This window comes from Pseudobacillus wudalianchiensis (assembly GCF_001685015.1).
Classification (GTDB): Bacteria; Bacillota; Bacilli; order Bacillales; family Domibacillaceae; genus Pseudobacillus; species Pseudobacillus wudalianchiensis.
In genome coordinates, this window is the sequence record NZ_MAYT01000012.1 from 230,815 (window position 1) to 246,555 (window position 15,741).

Annotated in this window: 8 protein-coding genes and 1 pseudogene; 8 read left to right on the forward strand and 1 reads right to left on the reverse strand. The window is 41.5% G+C overall.

The genetic code is table 11. From position 1 onward, the window contains the following. The first annotated feature begins 455 nt into the window (after positions 1-455). The 5 genes and pseudogenes from A8F95_RS08990 to A8F95_RS23390 form a co-directional block, all read left to right on the forward strand. Complete coding sequence (locus A8F95_RS08990) at positions 456-3,647, forward strand: S-layer homology domain-containing protein (RefSeq protein WP_065410198.1); 3,192 nt, start codon at positions 456-458, stop codon at positions 3,645-3,647. Positions 3,648-4,472: 825 nt separating this feature from the next. Continuing rightward, a complete protein-coding gene (locus A8F95_RS08995) occupies positions 4,473-5,159 on the forward strand; it encodes a hypothetical protein (protein WP_141676251.1) in 687 nt (228 codons plus the stop codon). A 296-nt stretch (positions 5,160-5,455) separates the two neighbouring features. Then, the gene (locus tag A8F95_RS21675; protein WP_141676252.1) at positions 5,456-7,336 is read left to right on the forward strand and encodes an Ig-like domain-containing protein; all 1,881 of its coding nucleotides are present in this window, start codon (positions 5,456-5,458) and stop codon (positions 7,334-7,336) included. Positions 7,337-7,656: 320 nt separating this feature from the next. After that, positions 7,657-9,123 carry a hypothetical protein gene (locus A8F95_RS09005; RefSeq protein WP_218060668.1) on the forward strand — a complete coding sequence of 489 codons (1,467 nt, stop codon included), beginning with the start codon at positions 7,657-7,659 and terminating at the stop codon, positions 9,121-9,123. 212 nt (positions 9,124-9,335) lie between these two features. Continuing rightward, a pseudogene (locus A8F95_RS23390) lies at positions 9,336-9,476 on the forward strand (hypothetical protein); the annotation flags it as partial. Positions 9,477-9,816: 340 nt separating this feature from the next. On the opposite strand, the gene A8F95_RS09010 reads toward A8F95_RS23390, so the two are convergent. Continuing rightward, complete coding sequence (locus A8F95_RS09010) at positions 9,817-11,265, reverse strand: APC family permease (protein WP_065410201.1); 1,449 nt, start codon at positions 11,263-11,265, stop codon at positions 9,817-9,819. Between the two features lie 562 nt (positions 11,266-11,827). Here A8F95_RS09010 and A8F95_RS09015 point away from each other — a divergent pair. The 3 genes from A8F95_RS09015 (at position 11,828) to A8F95_RS09025 (ending at position 15,694) form a co-directional block, all read left to right on the forward strand. Next, positions 11,828-14,326: a hypothetical protein gene (locus tag A8F95_RS09015; protein ID WP_065410202.1), complete on the forward strand. Its 2,499-nt coding sequence runs from the start codon at positions 11,828-11,830 to the stop codon at positions 14,324-14,326. 2 nt (positions 14,327-14,328) lie between these two features. Further along, positions 14,329-14,943 carry an Ig-like domain-containing domain gene (locus A8F95_RS09020; RefSeq protein WP_065410203.1) on the forward strand — a complete coding sequence of 205 codons (615 nt, stop codon included), beginning with the start codon at positions 14,329-14,331 and terminating at the stop codon, positions 14,941-14,943. Positions 14,944-15,181: 238 nt separating this feature from the next. Then, entirely contained in the window at positions 15,182-15,694 is a 513-nt protein-coding gene (locus A8F95_RS09025; protein ID WP_065410204.1) for a DoxX family protein, read from the forward strand. The last annotated feature ends 47 nt before the right edge of the window (positions 15,695-15,741 follow it).

Sequence of the window (15,741 nt, forward strand, 5' to 3'; positions counted from 1 at the left end):
GAAATAGGGGAATAGGTGAGGCGCCTGTCACTCCTTGGGTTTTGCTAAGTTCTATCGAAAAGCAAGTAGAGATAGAAAGTCGTTAATCTGAAATGTCGCTAAATTTTAGAAGTCATCTAGAATTTAGCAGTAGCTCAAAATCTCCACAGAGTTTTTTCTTATCCTAGAGCGAAGTAAGTTTATGAAATTGTCTATATCGATATTTGTTATGAATCGAAGGAGAATATGGAGGTATTCTTCTCTATTTAGGTAATTAACTGAAAGTAGGAAGAAATGTAGAAAAATGTTGATGGTAAACTGTTTTCTGTTAAAATAGTCCCATGGTACTAACTGTTCCTTTGTTACTAAATGCCTGTTTTGTCTACCTTTTGGCTTCTTACTTGCCGTGTTTTGAAAACAGTGGAAGGGATAGGTTTCTACTAAATTGTAATTAATAAAAGTGAGGGAAATAGTAAATGGCTTACCAACTAAAGCCTTATCGTAAATTTCTGGCCACAGCAGCGACAGCTGCACTTGTGGCTACAGCAGTCTCTCCCGCCTATGCAGCTTCATTCACAGATGTATCCAGCAATTACAAAGAAGCAGTTGACTATCTTGTTAGCAACAAAATTACAGATGGTATTAGTGCTGCGCAATTTGGAACAGATTTAACGATTAAGCGTGTAGACGCCGCAGTGATGCTAGCAAAAGCATTAAAGCTAAAGGTAGAGAGTGTAAAAGATTCTGGTTTCACAGATGTTCCAACTCGTGCCAAAGCCTATGTGGATACTTTGAAAGCAGCTGGTATCGTGGATGGAAAAACAGCTAAAACATTTGATTCTGAGAAAAATATCACCCGTGGAGAGATGGCGATCATGCTGGCAAAAGCCTACAAAATTACAGGCGACAAGGCAAATCTTCCTTTTAAGGACGTAGCACCTCGTTACCAAGATTCTGTTGCGGCTCTTTTTGATCATAAAATTACTTCTGGGAAGTTAAATGGGATTTTTGGCATAGATCAAGCGATTAAACGTGGAGAGTTCGCCGTTTTTCTTTACAAGTTATCAAAAGTTGAAAAAGAAGAACCGGTAGTAACAACAGCAAATGTTTTAAATGAAGCCGACCTGCTTGCAGCTTTGAAGAATGGCAAAATAACTAAGATCGTGTTAGAAGCCAACATTACTTCTTCTGCTATACCAGTTATTAGCCGTAATGTAGAAGTTGACTTGAACGGAAAAACATTGGTGGGAAACCTTCAGTACAATCTTCCTGATGAAACAGAATCTATTACTTTATCTTCTTCGAAAGCCGGAGCTTATGTTCAAGGAAACTTATCTGTTAACATGCCAAATGCTGATTTTATTGTTGGAGAAAATGTAGAGATTTTAGGAACCGCTACAGTGATAAATGTTAAAGCAAGTACATTTTACAATAAAGGAATCCTTAATTCGGTAATTGTAGAAGACAGTGATGGGACAAGTTTTGCCAATAAAGATCAAGGTATGATCAGAAGTAAGCTAGCGATCGAAGCCGCAGGAACAGTCAGATTAATCGGAAAAATTGATAGTGTGGTAGTCAACAAGCCGGCAGGTATTACAGTGGAGAATGCGGCAGACATTAAGGACATGCTTGTCACGGTTAACGGTGTAACAGTTAATGCTCCATCAGGGACGATTGATATCCTTCGGACTCCTAGTGGAATCACAGTTAAAGACCCTACTGGCAAGACAGTGGAAACCAAACCCGAAACACCTGGACAAACTCCTAGCCCTGGGGGAGGTGGTTCAAACGCTCCGATAATATCGTACATTGTCTATACGGCGACAAGTGAGGTCACAAGCATTTCTAATGAGAAGGTTACATTCCAAGATGGCAAGTTTACCATACCATCAGAAGTAACAGCCTTCACCTTCAAAGACGGAACCCGAGAAGTGAGCGCTTCATACGCAAATGGAAAGTGGACCTTCCAGATGGCGGCTATCCCGTTAGAGCCAGCGAAGCCATTAATGGCTGCCTATACAGGAAGCGGAGAAATAACAGAAGTTTCCGATGGAGCAACTTATGATACTGGTAAGTTTAGAATACCATCAGAAATAACAGCCTTCACCTTTAAAGACGGAATCCGGGAAGTGAGCGCTTCATACGCAAATGGAAAATGGACATTCCAAATGGCGGCTATCCCGTTAGAGCCAGCGAAGCCATTAACGGTTGCCTATACAGGAAGTGGAGAAATAACAGAAGTTTCCGATGGAGTAACTTATGATACTGGTAAGTTTAGAATACCATCAGAAATAACAGCCTTCACCTTTAAAGACGGAATCCGGGAAGTGAGCGCTTCCTACGCGAATGGAAAATGGACATTCCAAATGGCGTCCATCCCATTAGAGCCGGCGAAGCCATTAACGGTTGCCTATACAGGAAATGGAGAGATAACAGAAGTTTCCGATGGAGTAACTTATGACGGCAGCAAGTTTAGAATATCATCGGAAGTGACAGCCTTCACCTTTAAAGATGGAACCCGGGAAGTGAGCGCTTCCTACGCGAATGGAAAATGGACCTTCCAGATGGCGTCCATCCCGTTAGAACCAGCGAAGCCATTAACGGTTGCCTATGCAGGAAATGGCGAGATAACAGAAGTTTCCGATGGAGTAACTTATGACGGCAGCAAGTTTAGAATATCATCGGAAGTGACAGCCTTCACCTTTAAAGATGGAACCCGGGAAGTGAGCGCTTCCTACGCGAATGGAAAATGGACCTTCCAGATGGCGTCCATCCCGTTAGAACCAGCGAAGCCATTAACGGTTGCCTATGCAGGAAATGGCGAGATAACAGAAGTTTCCGATGGAGTAACTTATGACGGCAGCAAGTTTAGAATATCATCGGAAGTGACAGCCTTCACCTTTAAAGATGGAACCCGGGAAGTGAGCGCTTCCTACGCGAATGGAAAATGGACCTTCCAGATGGCGTCCATCCCGTTAGAACCAGCGAAGCCATTAACGGTTGCCTATGCAGGAAATGGCGAGATAACAGAAGTTTCCGATGGAGTAACTTATGACGGCAGCAAGTTTAGAATATCATCGGAAGTGACAGCCTTCACCTTTAAAGATGGAACCCGGGAAGTGAGCGCTTCCTACGCGAATGGAAAATGGACCTTCCAGATGGCGTCCATCCCGTTAGAACCAGCGAAGCCATTAACGGTTGCCTATACAGGAAGTGGAGAGATAACAGAAGTTTCCGATGGAGTAACTTATGATGCCGGTAAGTTTAGAATACCGTCGGAAGTGACAGCCTTCACCTTTAAAGACGGAACCCGTGAAGTGAGTGTTTCATACGCGAATGGAAAGTGGACCTTCCAAATGGCGGCTATCCCGATGGAGCCTGCTAATGTATTTATTACTGCGAGCTCAAGCGTTGAATTAAATGGAGAAGCAATAATTAATATTGATGATAATCAGTATACTGCTACGCTTGCAAGCAGTTCGAATGGAAACGAGGATTACACAATTACTATTACCTTTGACAATATCGAAGATGGTGATAACAAAGTTGCTTTTGATAGAAGTAAATTAGGAAACACTTTTGAAATGAAAGTTGGTCAAGATCTTTATACAGTAGTACAAGATGAAAATAATGATTGGACTTTAACAAAAACTCCTCAACAAAATTAAACGAAACGTTGCTTTATAAGCTAGGATTCTAGTGAAATAAGCGGAAAAATCATAGTAAATGTATTTTTCTAACTGTTGCTATCTAATTGATGGGGGAAATTCCCTGTCCTTGCTAAACAGTCTTTTATGCAAGTGCCTAATCCTCCTGGGTCCAATGACGCGCTGATACGCGGAAGGGACTAAGTCAGGTGAAGTCGTACTCGAGAAAATCGAGGCGGGGTTCTTTAAAAGGCAGCTATGGTCAGGCAGACGAATCCATGTAGGCAGAGTGAGGTAGTAAGTATCGCGAATAGCTAGGAGTTCGATACTTATCCTTATATCTGAAATGATATAATGGCGGTCAGAATAGTTGACTGTTAAACTGGCCGTTCTCATTTCTGAATAGTGGAGACCTAAGGTTGTCAAAATGAGGGATAGATGCAATGGAACGTTTGAAGTTCTCTTTGAAGAGGTGGATCAGCACCGATGAAGCAAAGAGAATGGCTGCGGGTTCATAGTAGTGTGGATCACATGCCGTTCGGACTTACATGGTAACATGTGAGAAGGAAAAAACATGTAGGAGCGAAGGAACTCAGTCAGTGGCAGTTCTCTAAAAAACTTATTTCCCCAAAATAAGTAACTTATTAAGATAATTAATTTATATAGATTGACTGCTCTTTTATTTTGAAGTTAAGTATTAAATTTTAGGGTTTAATATGACTATTGAAGAGAATAAGGCTGACGGATCGCCGTGTGCAGTGAAAGCTGCCTGCATGGTGAGGGCTCGAAACGAAAACTCATTCATTATGGGTATAAGACGAGAATAGCGAAACTAGTTCACCTGCTTTGACGCAAATTAATAGCGAGGCTCAATCAGGAAATTGGACTGCAGACGAGGGTGTATTTCTTGCTGCAGGAGTAACCGGAGTAACTAGAAGTAATTTACTAGATGTGAGAGATGCTATTGGAAATGCATTCACCGCTAAAAATGGAGCATTGACGGTTAATGAAATTCAAGAAAGAGTAAATGCCATAGTTTCATTTAATGAAATTGCAATAGCAGTAGGCCAACCAAATACAATAACCGTTGATATATTAAATAAAGCAACTGGATTGACAACGGCACTTATTCAAAATGAGGAGGCTTATCGCAAAGCGATTGAATCAGGAGCAAGCGGCATGTGGAGTGTATATGAAGTTCAAGACATTGTAGATATGATCAATGTTGTAAATGCTGTTCAATTAATGACAGACAACTCCGTTACTACTCCGGATGCTGATGCAATAAAACCAGTATTGCAAACACCAGTTAATAGTAACGGTGTGACTTTTACTTTTGCCGGAAATACAAATAATGGGGCTAGTGCTAGTTTTACAGACAGCGAATTAACTATTACACGGGGGCCAGGCGGAGTATTATCCATTACGGTTTCCGTAGAAGCTGGGTTTTACTGGGAACCTGTTGAATATGAAGTAGTAGTTCCTGAAAGTGGAGCAATCTCTATTAGTAAAGATACAAAGGTTGCTGGATAATTGGCTGGTTATGTATACCTCATTCTTTATTATTCATTAGATAAATAAATTCATTTAGCATATATTTCGCTTTTTAACCAAAAAAGGGTTTGTCAGGTATTGAGCAAGTGCGTTAAAGACAGTTAAGAAAGATAGTCAACTGATGATAAGTGAGGTAGGGGAAGAAAAGTTTAAAAGAATGCCGCTGACGGATCGCCGTGTGCGATGAAAGTCGCCCGCACGGTGAAGGCCCGTATGAAAGCCAGTAGGCATAAGCCGGGAACAGCACTGTAATAAAGGTATCAAACGACACGGAATTGCAGCAGGCTTTGTCGTCTGCTGCTCGAACAATTAAATTCACGGCAGATATTGTGGGGAATGTCTCGGTTGGGAGACTGGTTAATCTCGATTTGGCAGGCCACACGCTAACGGGCGATGTGACTTATGATACATCGGAAGCTGGAAATTTGGAACTGGAAAATGGCACGATCATTGGCAATTTAACGGTAACCACACCGAGTGCTACTGTAAGTAATCATTCTTCCGTTACAGGGAATATTTTGATTAATGATGTCAGCTCCTCTACCTGGAATGAATATGCAGATGGAAATTCACTTGCATTCAATGATCCAGATGCGGGCACCCATCTTAATATTAAAACAGGGACAACGGTAAATAGCTTAGTACTAAACAGTCTAGGTTCTATAGTGGAAGTAGGAGCCAATGCTTCAGTCGCTAATCTAGATATATCCGAGAAAGCGGTAAATACGTCATTAACTGTAGAGGGCACTGTTTCTAATCTAAATGTCAATGCGCTCAATACTCAAGTGCTGGGAGCAGGACAAGTTACAACTATTGGTGGAGCACAAACACCCTCCACCCTTCAGCCGACGGTCACTAATCATAGTCCAGTCTCTTTTGGAACACTTAAAAATCAAGTAGCCATGATTGGACAAGATGGTATCGTGTTAGATGTTGGGGATGCCTTTCAGGATGCTGATGGAGATGCTTTAACTTATTCGGCTTCTTCTTCTAGCAAAACTGTAGCTGAAGCAAGTCTTTCTGGAAGCCAGCTTACTGTAAAACCCCTAGGCAAAGGAACGGCGACAATTAGAGTAATAGCATCAGATGGAAGAGGCGGCCGGGCAACACAAAGTTTCTCAGTCAAATGCGTAGAAATGATTGCAGGAAGCGAGATTGACGTGTTGATCAAACCAGGGACATCCGATGTAACGGTCGATCTGTCTGCTGAATTTCCTGGCTATGGTGATAATGATTTGCAGCTAAAAGAACCAGGAAATGTACGTTTAGAGGGAAAGAGGTTAATTGTAAATCCGGCAGACGGAGACCAAGTGCTTTATATTATCTCAAATGACTATAAGATGTTTAAAGTGAACGTAGCCGTAAAGGAAGCTAATCATGTACCAGTCGTTGATCGCTTGTTAATGGATCAAGTAAGAAAACATGCGCGGCCTGCCTTTACTGTTGATGCGTCAACAGCGTTTAAAGATGAAGATGGTGACGACTTAACATTAACTGTTTCATCTTCTAACACTAATGTAGCGTCTGCGTCAATAAATGGAAAAGTCATCACTTTGACTCCTGGAAATGTTGGGAAGACGGCTATTACAGTAACAGCTGAAGATGGAAAGGGAGGGACGTCCACCCAAACATTTACTTTAGAAGTCAGGGATCAGGGCACCCCAGAGTTATTCTTCTCAGAATATCTTGACGGGGGGAATGGTAGAATTGCCATTGAGTTATTTTATAAAGGGGACGGGAATCCGAATCATAAGGCAGAGGGCTATGAGCTTGAAATTCATAAATATATGAAGAAAACTAATAGTCAATCTATACAGACGGTACCTCTTCATCCAGCATTCCCTGGAATGACCCATCATATTATCGAGTCTACCTTTTATGATTTTTTTGATTTAATTAATGCCTGGTATTACAATGAGGAAGTTGATTTATATCGTACCAATGAATTTAATACCACAGCATTGGTATTAAAAAAGGATGGTCGTATTGTAGACGTGTTAGGTGATGTAAATTCCAATCAGCCTTTTTTGGAAGCAGGAGGGACCATTCTTAGAAAAAAAGGTATCTACACAGGCTCACAAAGTTTCGACCTAAAAGAATGGGAGATACGACCGAAGGGAGACTTTACAAACTTTGGCAGACATTCTGTAGAATAGGTAGAGTTGCATGCCCTTTTTAGAAAGACATGCAGAGGCAGAGAGTCATTTATTTGGCTCTCTGTTTTTTTGTCGACAAATAAATCGTTACTTAATTGAGTATCCAATTTATAATGTCTTTAGGGGAAATAAGCAAATAGAACGACAACTGATGGATCGCCGTATGCGGTGAAAGCCGCCTGTATGGTGAAGGCTCGAATCGAAATTCCTGGTGGATATAAGACGAGAATAGCAAAGATGCGAAAGCGCCAACGGGTGTAACGGCGACGGCAGGAAATGAAGAGATTAAATTAACATGGGTCAAGAACATTGAACCAGATGTGAAGGGATATTATATTTATTTCAGCATGGATGGCTCAACGTATAAGAAGCTAGAAAAGGATGGCAGGGATTTATTTGAGGAGAATTTTTTTGAGCACAACATGCCAAAAGGAATGAAAGGCTATTATTATGTAACGGCGATAGACGAGAACGGGAATGAGTCGGAGAAATCAGAAATGGTATCGGCTACAGCCAATATCGATGCTGAAGGCAATGTATATGTGGGGAATTCCATTTTAATTAGCAATGAGTCTCTGGATTGGGAAACCTTTCAATCTATTGGAACGTGGCCGGCAGCTTCTAACATACGATCGCTGGTTAAGAAAGAAGATTCTGCTTCGTATGACATGGATAAAGTTATCTCGCTTCCGGAAATGAGCGGCAAACAACCGGAGGGGATTGTGCGGAGCAAGAGCAGAATAGCGGGCGAAGACTATCAGCTGTATGACGAAAAGGAATTCTTTTCACAAGATGAAAATGAACCGAATCAGAAGATAACAGCGACGCTTCTTTATAATGGAAAGTATGCTCAAGTATGGGCCGATGACAGCCGGTTTACGGAGGAACACGCCAAAAAGATAGGAGAAGAATTTGATAACCGCATTTACCCTTTAGTGACGGAACATTTTGGTTCGGAATCAGATATAGATGGGAATGGGAAAATTTCACTCCTTTGTTTTGATATTCAGGGAGATTATGCTGGATTCTTTTCGTTTATAGATTTAATCCCAAATGGTTTGCTGCCTGGAACAGAGACATCTAATTCGGGAGAGGTTCTTTATATCGATACAGATCCACTAATGGAGAAAAACGGCCAATTGACTGACATTGAAAGGAGCTTCCCATCCATTGTGCATGAGCTGCAGCATTTGGTCAATGCGAATCGGGATTTATATATTGAAGAAAATTATGATGAAGAGTATAACGATTCCTTTATGGATATTTGGCTAAATGAAGGTCTTTCTGTGGCCGCTGAACACGTATATAACGGCCCGCAGTTGGATTGGATTGAATATTACAATCGATCAGAATCAATTCCAGCGGGACATTCGTTATTAAATTGGGAATATGATGGCGATGTGCGGTCTAATTATTCTCTTTCTTACTTGTTTCTTCAATACTTGCGTATTCAATCAGGACAAGGAACAGCTATTTACAAAGAATTGATTAATGATGAAGACGGAAATTATAAAGCTGTAGAGAAGATGATCCACAAATACATCGATCCCGATATGAGCTTTGGCGAATTTATGACTGCTTTTAGAGCGGCATTAGTGCTTAAAGCGCCAGAAGTATTGTATGGCTTTAAAGGAGAAGAAGGGTTTGATCTTCTGTCTGTAAGAGAAGATTCTAAAGGTACCATAAGCCTGAGAGGCGGCGGGGCAATCTTGAAGCCGATCGATTCAGAAATAACTGAACCCGCTGATAAAGGAAAAGATGTGAAGTATAACGGCATTTTTCGATGAAGCTTAACAATTAAAAGGGTCAGTCCCCATCACGTTAAAGTGATGGGGACTGACCTTTTTTTGGTGTGCCTTATATTCTCCGAGAAGGTAAGCTCAGTAGAGTTAATGAAAAGTTCCAGGCACTGAAGCCGGGGACCACCACTATTACAGCTTCTTATAAAGGATTCACAGCTAAGGCTGTTATCCATGTAAATTCGTAGCCATTTACAGATTTAAATCCGATTCATGTAGAGGCTGTTAATGGCTTAGTAGGCAAAGCGATTGCTAGCGGTTTATCAAAAACAACGTTCAGCACCAATGCGACGATTAAACGGATGCATGCTGCGATTATGATTGCTAGAGCACTGGAATGAGATGCGATTGTTGCTTCTAAAGAGGATTTAAAGAGATTCCGGCGCTTGGACAAGCTTTTGTTAATCAAATGAAAGCATAGAGGTAGAGTTTAACGAGGATGGAAAATGGCCGAAGCAATTCGAAATAGATGGGGTGGAATATAAGAGTGAACTTTATTCGACGATCGAGCCTGATGGCAATGTTGTCACTAATATCAATTAAGAGAGAAATGCTTTACTATTCTTGGTATATTTCAAACAAGTGTTTGTAATAAGAAAGTTTCGAGAAAGTAAAAAGGTAAAAGGGAATCAGTCCGACAATGCATTAAAGTACCGGAGGACTGATTCCCTCTTATTTTACCTAAAGACTCCTCTTCTCCAAATCATCCTCCCCATCATCATATTGAATCACCCGGTCAATCTCCTCATCCATATGCCGATCGGAATTAGCCGTTCCATATTTAGACATGGACGTCTTGTAAAAAACAAAACCGAGAATCACCCAGGCAAAGACGATAAGCCATTCGTAAGGCCAGACGAGGGCAGAAGGCATGCCTGGCATATAGAGAACGGATACGCCTAGGGCCATGAGAGCGGCAATCCAGCCGAGTGTTGTGCCGCCGGGCAGCTTGAATGGCCGGTGCATGTTTGGTACTTTTTTGCGCAGGATGATGAAGGAAACGGCGACCATGAACCAGGCGACGACTAGTCCTAGTCCGCCAGCATCGACAAGCCAGACTAACGCTGGCCGGCCTAGTAACGGAGCCGCGGTAGATAAAATGGCAATCAAGAGAATAGCTTTATAAGGGGTATTATACTTTGGATGCAATTCTCCAAGCGATTTTGGAAGCATGCCGGATTTGGCGAGTGCATAAATGGCACGGCTTCCGCCTACGTAGAACCCGATCCAGCTTGTTAAAATGCCTCCGATTCCTCCGAGTACGAGGATATTCCCCATCATCGGACTGTTTCCAAATGCTTTTGCCATTGCATCAGCGGTCACGAGATTCGATTCGGCCATTTCTACTGGTGTTAACACACGGGATACACCGAATATAACGGCAACGTACCAGACAACGGCTAGCATGACTGAGAAGATTAAGAGCTTACCAATTTGTTTTTGCGGGAGGTTAATTTCTTCGGAAGCTTGCGGAATCACGTCAAAGCCGACAAACATGAAAGGGGTCATAATAATAACGGTTAACAATCCAGCTGTCCCTTTTTCAAAAAGCGGCTGCATATTAGCCGTGCTGCCGGAGATGGAGCTGCCGGTAATTAATAATACTCCGGCAATCGCAATAACGAGTGTGAGGATAAAAGTGATCGCCATGGAAAACTTAATGCCACGATAATTGATCCAGGCGATGATAATGGAACCAAGAATGCCGACACCGGCCCAAGTAATCGTAACATCCCAGCCTGCAATCGTGTACAGATAGCCTTTACTGTAATGAGGGATTAAATACTCAAATACGGTGGGGAGAGCTACGGCTTCAAAAGCCACGACCGATACGTAGCCAAGAACAATCGCCCACGTTGTAATGAAGCTAGGAACCCGGCCCATCGCCTTGTAGCTGTATACGTGCTCGCCTCCAGCCAGTGGAAGAGCCGATGCTAACTCTGCATACGTTAAGCCGACGAACGTGACAACAATGCCGCCGATCACGAAGGCTAGAATAGCACCTAACGAACCAGCTTCTGTAATCCATAGCCCGGTCGTCACCACCCAGCCCCAGCCAATCATTGCCCCAAATGCTAAAGCCAGAACATCTCGATTTCCTAACGTCTTCAAAAACCTTTGCTCACTCATTCATTTCCCTCCAATCAGAATTTAGTAATTCCTCGTGCGCAATCCTAAAAGTAAAAACAAAGAGATAAGCAATTTACTAATAAAACTTAGTTTCAACTCCTTTCCCTTTAAAAGTAGAAAGTGTAAAACAGGTCGTCTGCTTTAATTATATTAATAAATTTCTTTTAATTTCAAATTTTTGAAAAATGAAAAGTAATCCCTCCGCACTTTAAAATAATTAAGCAGTGATCCTCAGATCCTGCTCCGAATCTATCCAACTTGCAGATTTTTAATTAAGAAATGATTCCTAGAAAAAATAAAGAATAGAGAAAGAATACCTAAAATAGCATTGCTAAACGATTAGGTAATTGCTACCATAGTAATATATTTCTAAATAAAAAGGGAAAAGAAGGAAGGATAAGTAACGTAGAGATTTTTTAATAGAATCTATTATTTTAGCGATCCATTGTTTTGTCTATAGACAGTGAGTCGATCTTTTATAGCACTTTTAAAATACATAGCATTCCTTTTTAAAAAATCGTTTTTCCTTTGCATCATTCAACTGAAAGAGAGGAGCAAACCAATGAATTTCGGAGAGAGAAACAAAAGACAACTGCGTGCAGTCTTCACACCGTTATTTGCTTTCATCCTTGTGCTCTCAACGGTATTACCGTCTATCGCATTTGCCGAAGAAGGCGATCAAGGAGGAAATGGTAATCCCGCCGGTCCTGAGCTTACCATTGAGTCAGATGTAACTGAACAAGGAGTAAATCAAGGGGGAAATCTAGCCCAAAAAATTATTTTAACACTGTCCGGTGATATCAAGTGGACAGATCTTACTGGTGCTAAAAAAGCAGCATTGATAGATGCATTTACTGCGACAAGCCAGCCAGAAGAGTGGGAAAAAGTAAAAAGTGCATTAAAGGGAGATCTAAGTAAAGTAAGTGTAAGCGATGATGATAAAAAGCTGACGATTGAGATTCCAAAAGTTAATAAATATTATTTAACTGCAGACCAAAAAATCTCCTTAAAAGTACCCTATCAGTTATTAGATGACTCTAAGAATTTATTAGAGGAAAAGACTTTTACCATTAAAGCTACTCCAAAAGTTCTTATTTCAGGTACAGCAACACCGAACGTTTCTCAGGAGGATATCGTGAAGGGTGGCAAAACCATTGTCCTTACACTGGTTAACGCGGAATGGCAGGATAACATCACCACCAATACGATAAATCGTGAGAAGTTGTTGGATAGTTTTACCTGGGGAACTGAAATGGACTCTAATGCTATTAAAGCAAAAATCGGTGCAGTAAAGACGAGCGCGAAGGTCGTAACCCTCACGTTACCTGCGCTTCCTGGATTTAAAATCTCAAATAATAAAGTAGTAACGTTTACACCGAAAGCCGAATTGATTAATAGTGAAACATTAAATACGGATTCTGTGGACGCTTTCACGGTCACTCCGGTAACGAATTCAACTGCTGCTGTTTCCGGTACCATTCTTTCTAATACGAATGAATTTGATATCGCAAAAGGCGGAAAGACGATTACGATTACACTAAAAAACGATATATGGGCAAGCGACATAGCAACGAATGAAGCAAAGAGACAACAATTAATCAACGGTTTTTCACAAATTGTGACAGGACAGAAGTTTGATGCAGATGTTAAAAGGACAAGTGATACCGTTGTGACACTCACATTGAAAGAATGGTCAGGTTTCTCTCTTGATGATGACAAGGTTGTGGATTTAACGATTTCAACAGAATTACTGACTTTTTCAAACCAATCCATTCGTGTACCATCTGCATTTAAAATTTCTGCTGTAAAAGCTGAACTGTCAGGTACGGCTACTCCATCACTGGCTGTAGTGGATGTGCAAAAAGGCGGCAAGACCATTATTGTAACATTGAAAAACGCTGTGTTTAAAAAGAATATAACGTTTGACGAGACATTGATTAAGACCTTATTTGGAGGGAGCTGGGGGTCTGTAGCAAAGGTGGCAGCGAGCACTCCAAAAAGCATTCAAGCGACGGGCAGCCGAATGACTATTAAATTACCAGCTGTACCTGATTATAAATCAGACAATGGGGAAATCATTTACTTGAATATTCCTTCTCAATTAATTGATGGCGCACCTGGAGCTAAAACGATTAATGCTGGCAACATTAAAGTGGGCCAGGCTGTTAAAGCAACGCTCAGCAGGAATGCTTTTACTGAGAGCGACATTACTGGAGGAACTAGCTTTACTATCACACTTGACGGGGCCGAATGGGATCCCGCTCTTCCGACGAATAAAAGTAAAGTAACAACGTTGTTGCGCGGATTCACTCCACAAGATCAAACGAAGGAATGGTCGATGATTAGTTCAGCCATTCAGTCTTCTAGCACTTCTTTAACGCTAGCGTCGACTAATACATTAGTGATTAAAGTACCTGCTATTTCAAATTATACGATTGTGCGCAAACAGGAAGTAAATATCGTTATTCCGAAAACAGTTTTAAAAGATTATAAGTATGATATTCTGGTCACTGGACAATTGACAATTAATCCAAATAACGTGACAGCAGACAAGAAATTTAGTGAAGCGCTGCAAGAAGGTCTGGATCAATATATTGGAAATACAAGTCTAGAGAATATCCGTGTAACGGTGCCAGCAAAAAAGGTAAAGACGATTAGCGCCAACACGGTTGATATTCCAAGTGCTAATGGAAAAAGTAGTATTACGACGATCGAAGTCCAGGCAAATGAGGGAGTCAATACAGTCAGATTGTCTGTTGGCGGTCAAGATAAAGCTGTCACTAAAGCAGGGGCAGGCGGAGGTGCCTTTACTTTCGTTTACACGAACCTTGAAAAAAATAGTGAACTGGCGGTCTCTGTATTTCAGGATGGAGTATCCAATCCGTTACAGGCAACCATTTATAAGAAAATCGGAAGCGGCAGTAAAACATATAACGAGCTTCCTAAAAAAGATCTGACAGGCTCTTACTCTTTGTATCGCTTGTTAACAGATAAGTCCTTGCTCAAAGAGATTCTTAAATATTATTCTGCAGATGATCTAACAATCGGGAAGGGAGCGTAAAGATGAAAAGAATAGCTGCTGTTTTTTTATCTGCGTTCTTCCTCCTTTTTGCTTCTAATCCAACGGCATTGGCAAAAGAATGGGATCCTAAATTCACAGACGATATTCATAAGATCTGGAAAGTCTATTTTACTGTTCCATTAGATCGGAATTCCCTGACAGCAGACAGTATTTATGTGCTGGATGGGCAGAAGCGACATGCGGTGACGCTGCGGTTAACGGAGGGGGATAAGGTAGTGGAAGTGATTCCTTCTGCAGCCTATACAGTCGGTAAATCCTATCGTTTGATGGTGACAACCGCTATTAAGTCTAAGCAGGGGATCGCGTTACGAGTTCCTGTTGAAATTCCATTTCAAGTAGTAGACACGACCGATGACATCGGTGATAAAATTCGATCCATCCAAGCAACGACAAGCGGTATTTTAACAAATGTAACCGTAGCAGTAAGTGCGGACGTTTACCGGGTCACTGTAAACGGTGAAGATATGCATTACATGGGGAATAACATGTATAACTACACGTTGATTGATGCGAAGCCCGGAAGTACCCTTACCGTGATCGGCTACGACGAAAACAACAAGCAGATTGAATCCAAACGCTACACAGTTGGAAAATAAGAGTGGTGGGGTTAGCACCTACTATTTTAAAGTAAGAAACACATTAGCAGAGCGCCATTTAGTTGGTTGCTCTGTTTTTTTGTGGAACGAGCTCATATGTGAATTTTCGGCCAAGCGCACGAGTATCGGCCTATTCTTTTTTTGATGCCATTTTCTCATTGACGAATGCCTCTTCATAAAAGATAATGATAATCATTATCAATTGTGTAAGAGGATTATCATTTACAGGAGGGCTTTTATGATTATTCATTTTTTAAGAGAGAATCGTTATGCATCTTATGGGTTACTTGTTTTACGTCTTTACCTTGGTTGGCAGTGGCTCCATGCTGGCTGGGAGAAAATTAGCGGCGGCCAGTTTGATGCCAGTGGCTTTCTGCTGGGAGCGGTTGAGAAAATGACAGGTGAGCATCCGGCTGTGCAGCCTTGGTGGGGGACTTTCTTAAAAGAGTTTGCCTTGCCAAACGTCGAGATTTTTAACGCGCTTATCCCATGGGGAGAGTTTTTAGTCGGTCTTGGACTCATTCTTGGTCTCTTTACTTCTTATGCTGCGTTAATGGGACTCGTGATGAACTTTTCTTATCTGCTTTCAGGTACGACGAGCACAAATCCGCAAATGGTAATCCTCGGCTTCGTCGTTTTAGTTGCTGGAGTCAACGCAGGCAGAATTGGTGTTGATCGTTGGATTAGTCGCCGTGCAGGAAAATCATCGGTGAAAAATTCCGATCCTAATGCGTTATCCGAAAGTGCGTGAGCTAGATCATAAAAACCCAAAAAAACCTTCAGACAGAAATCCTGTCT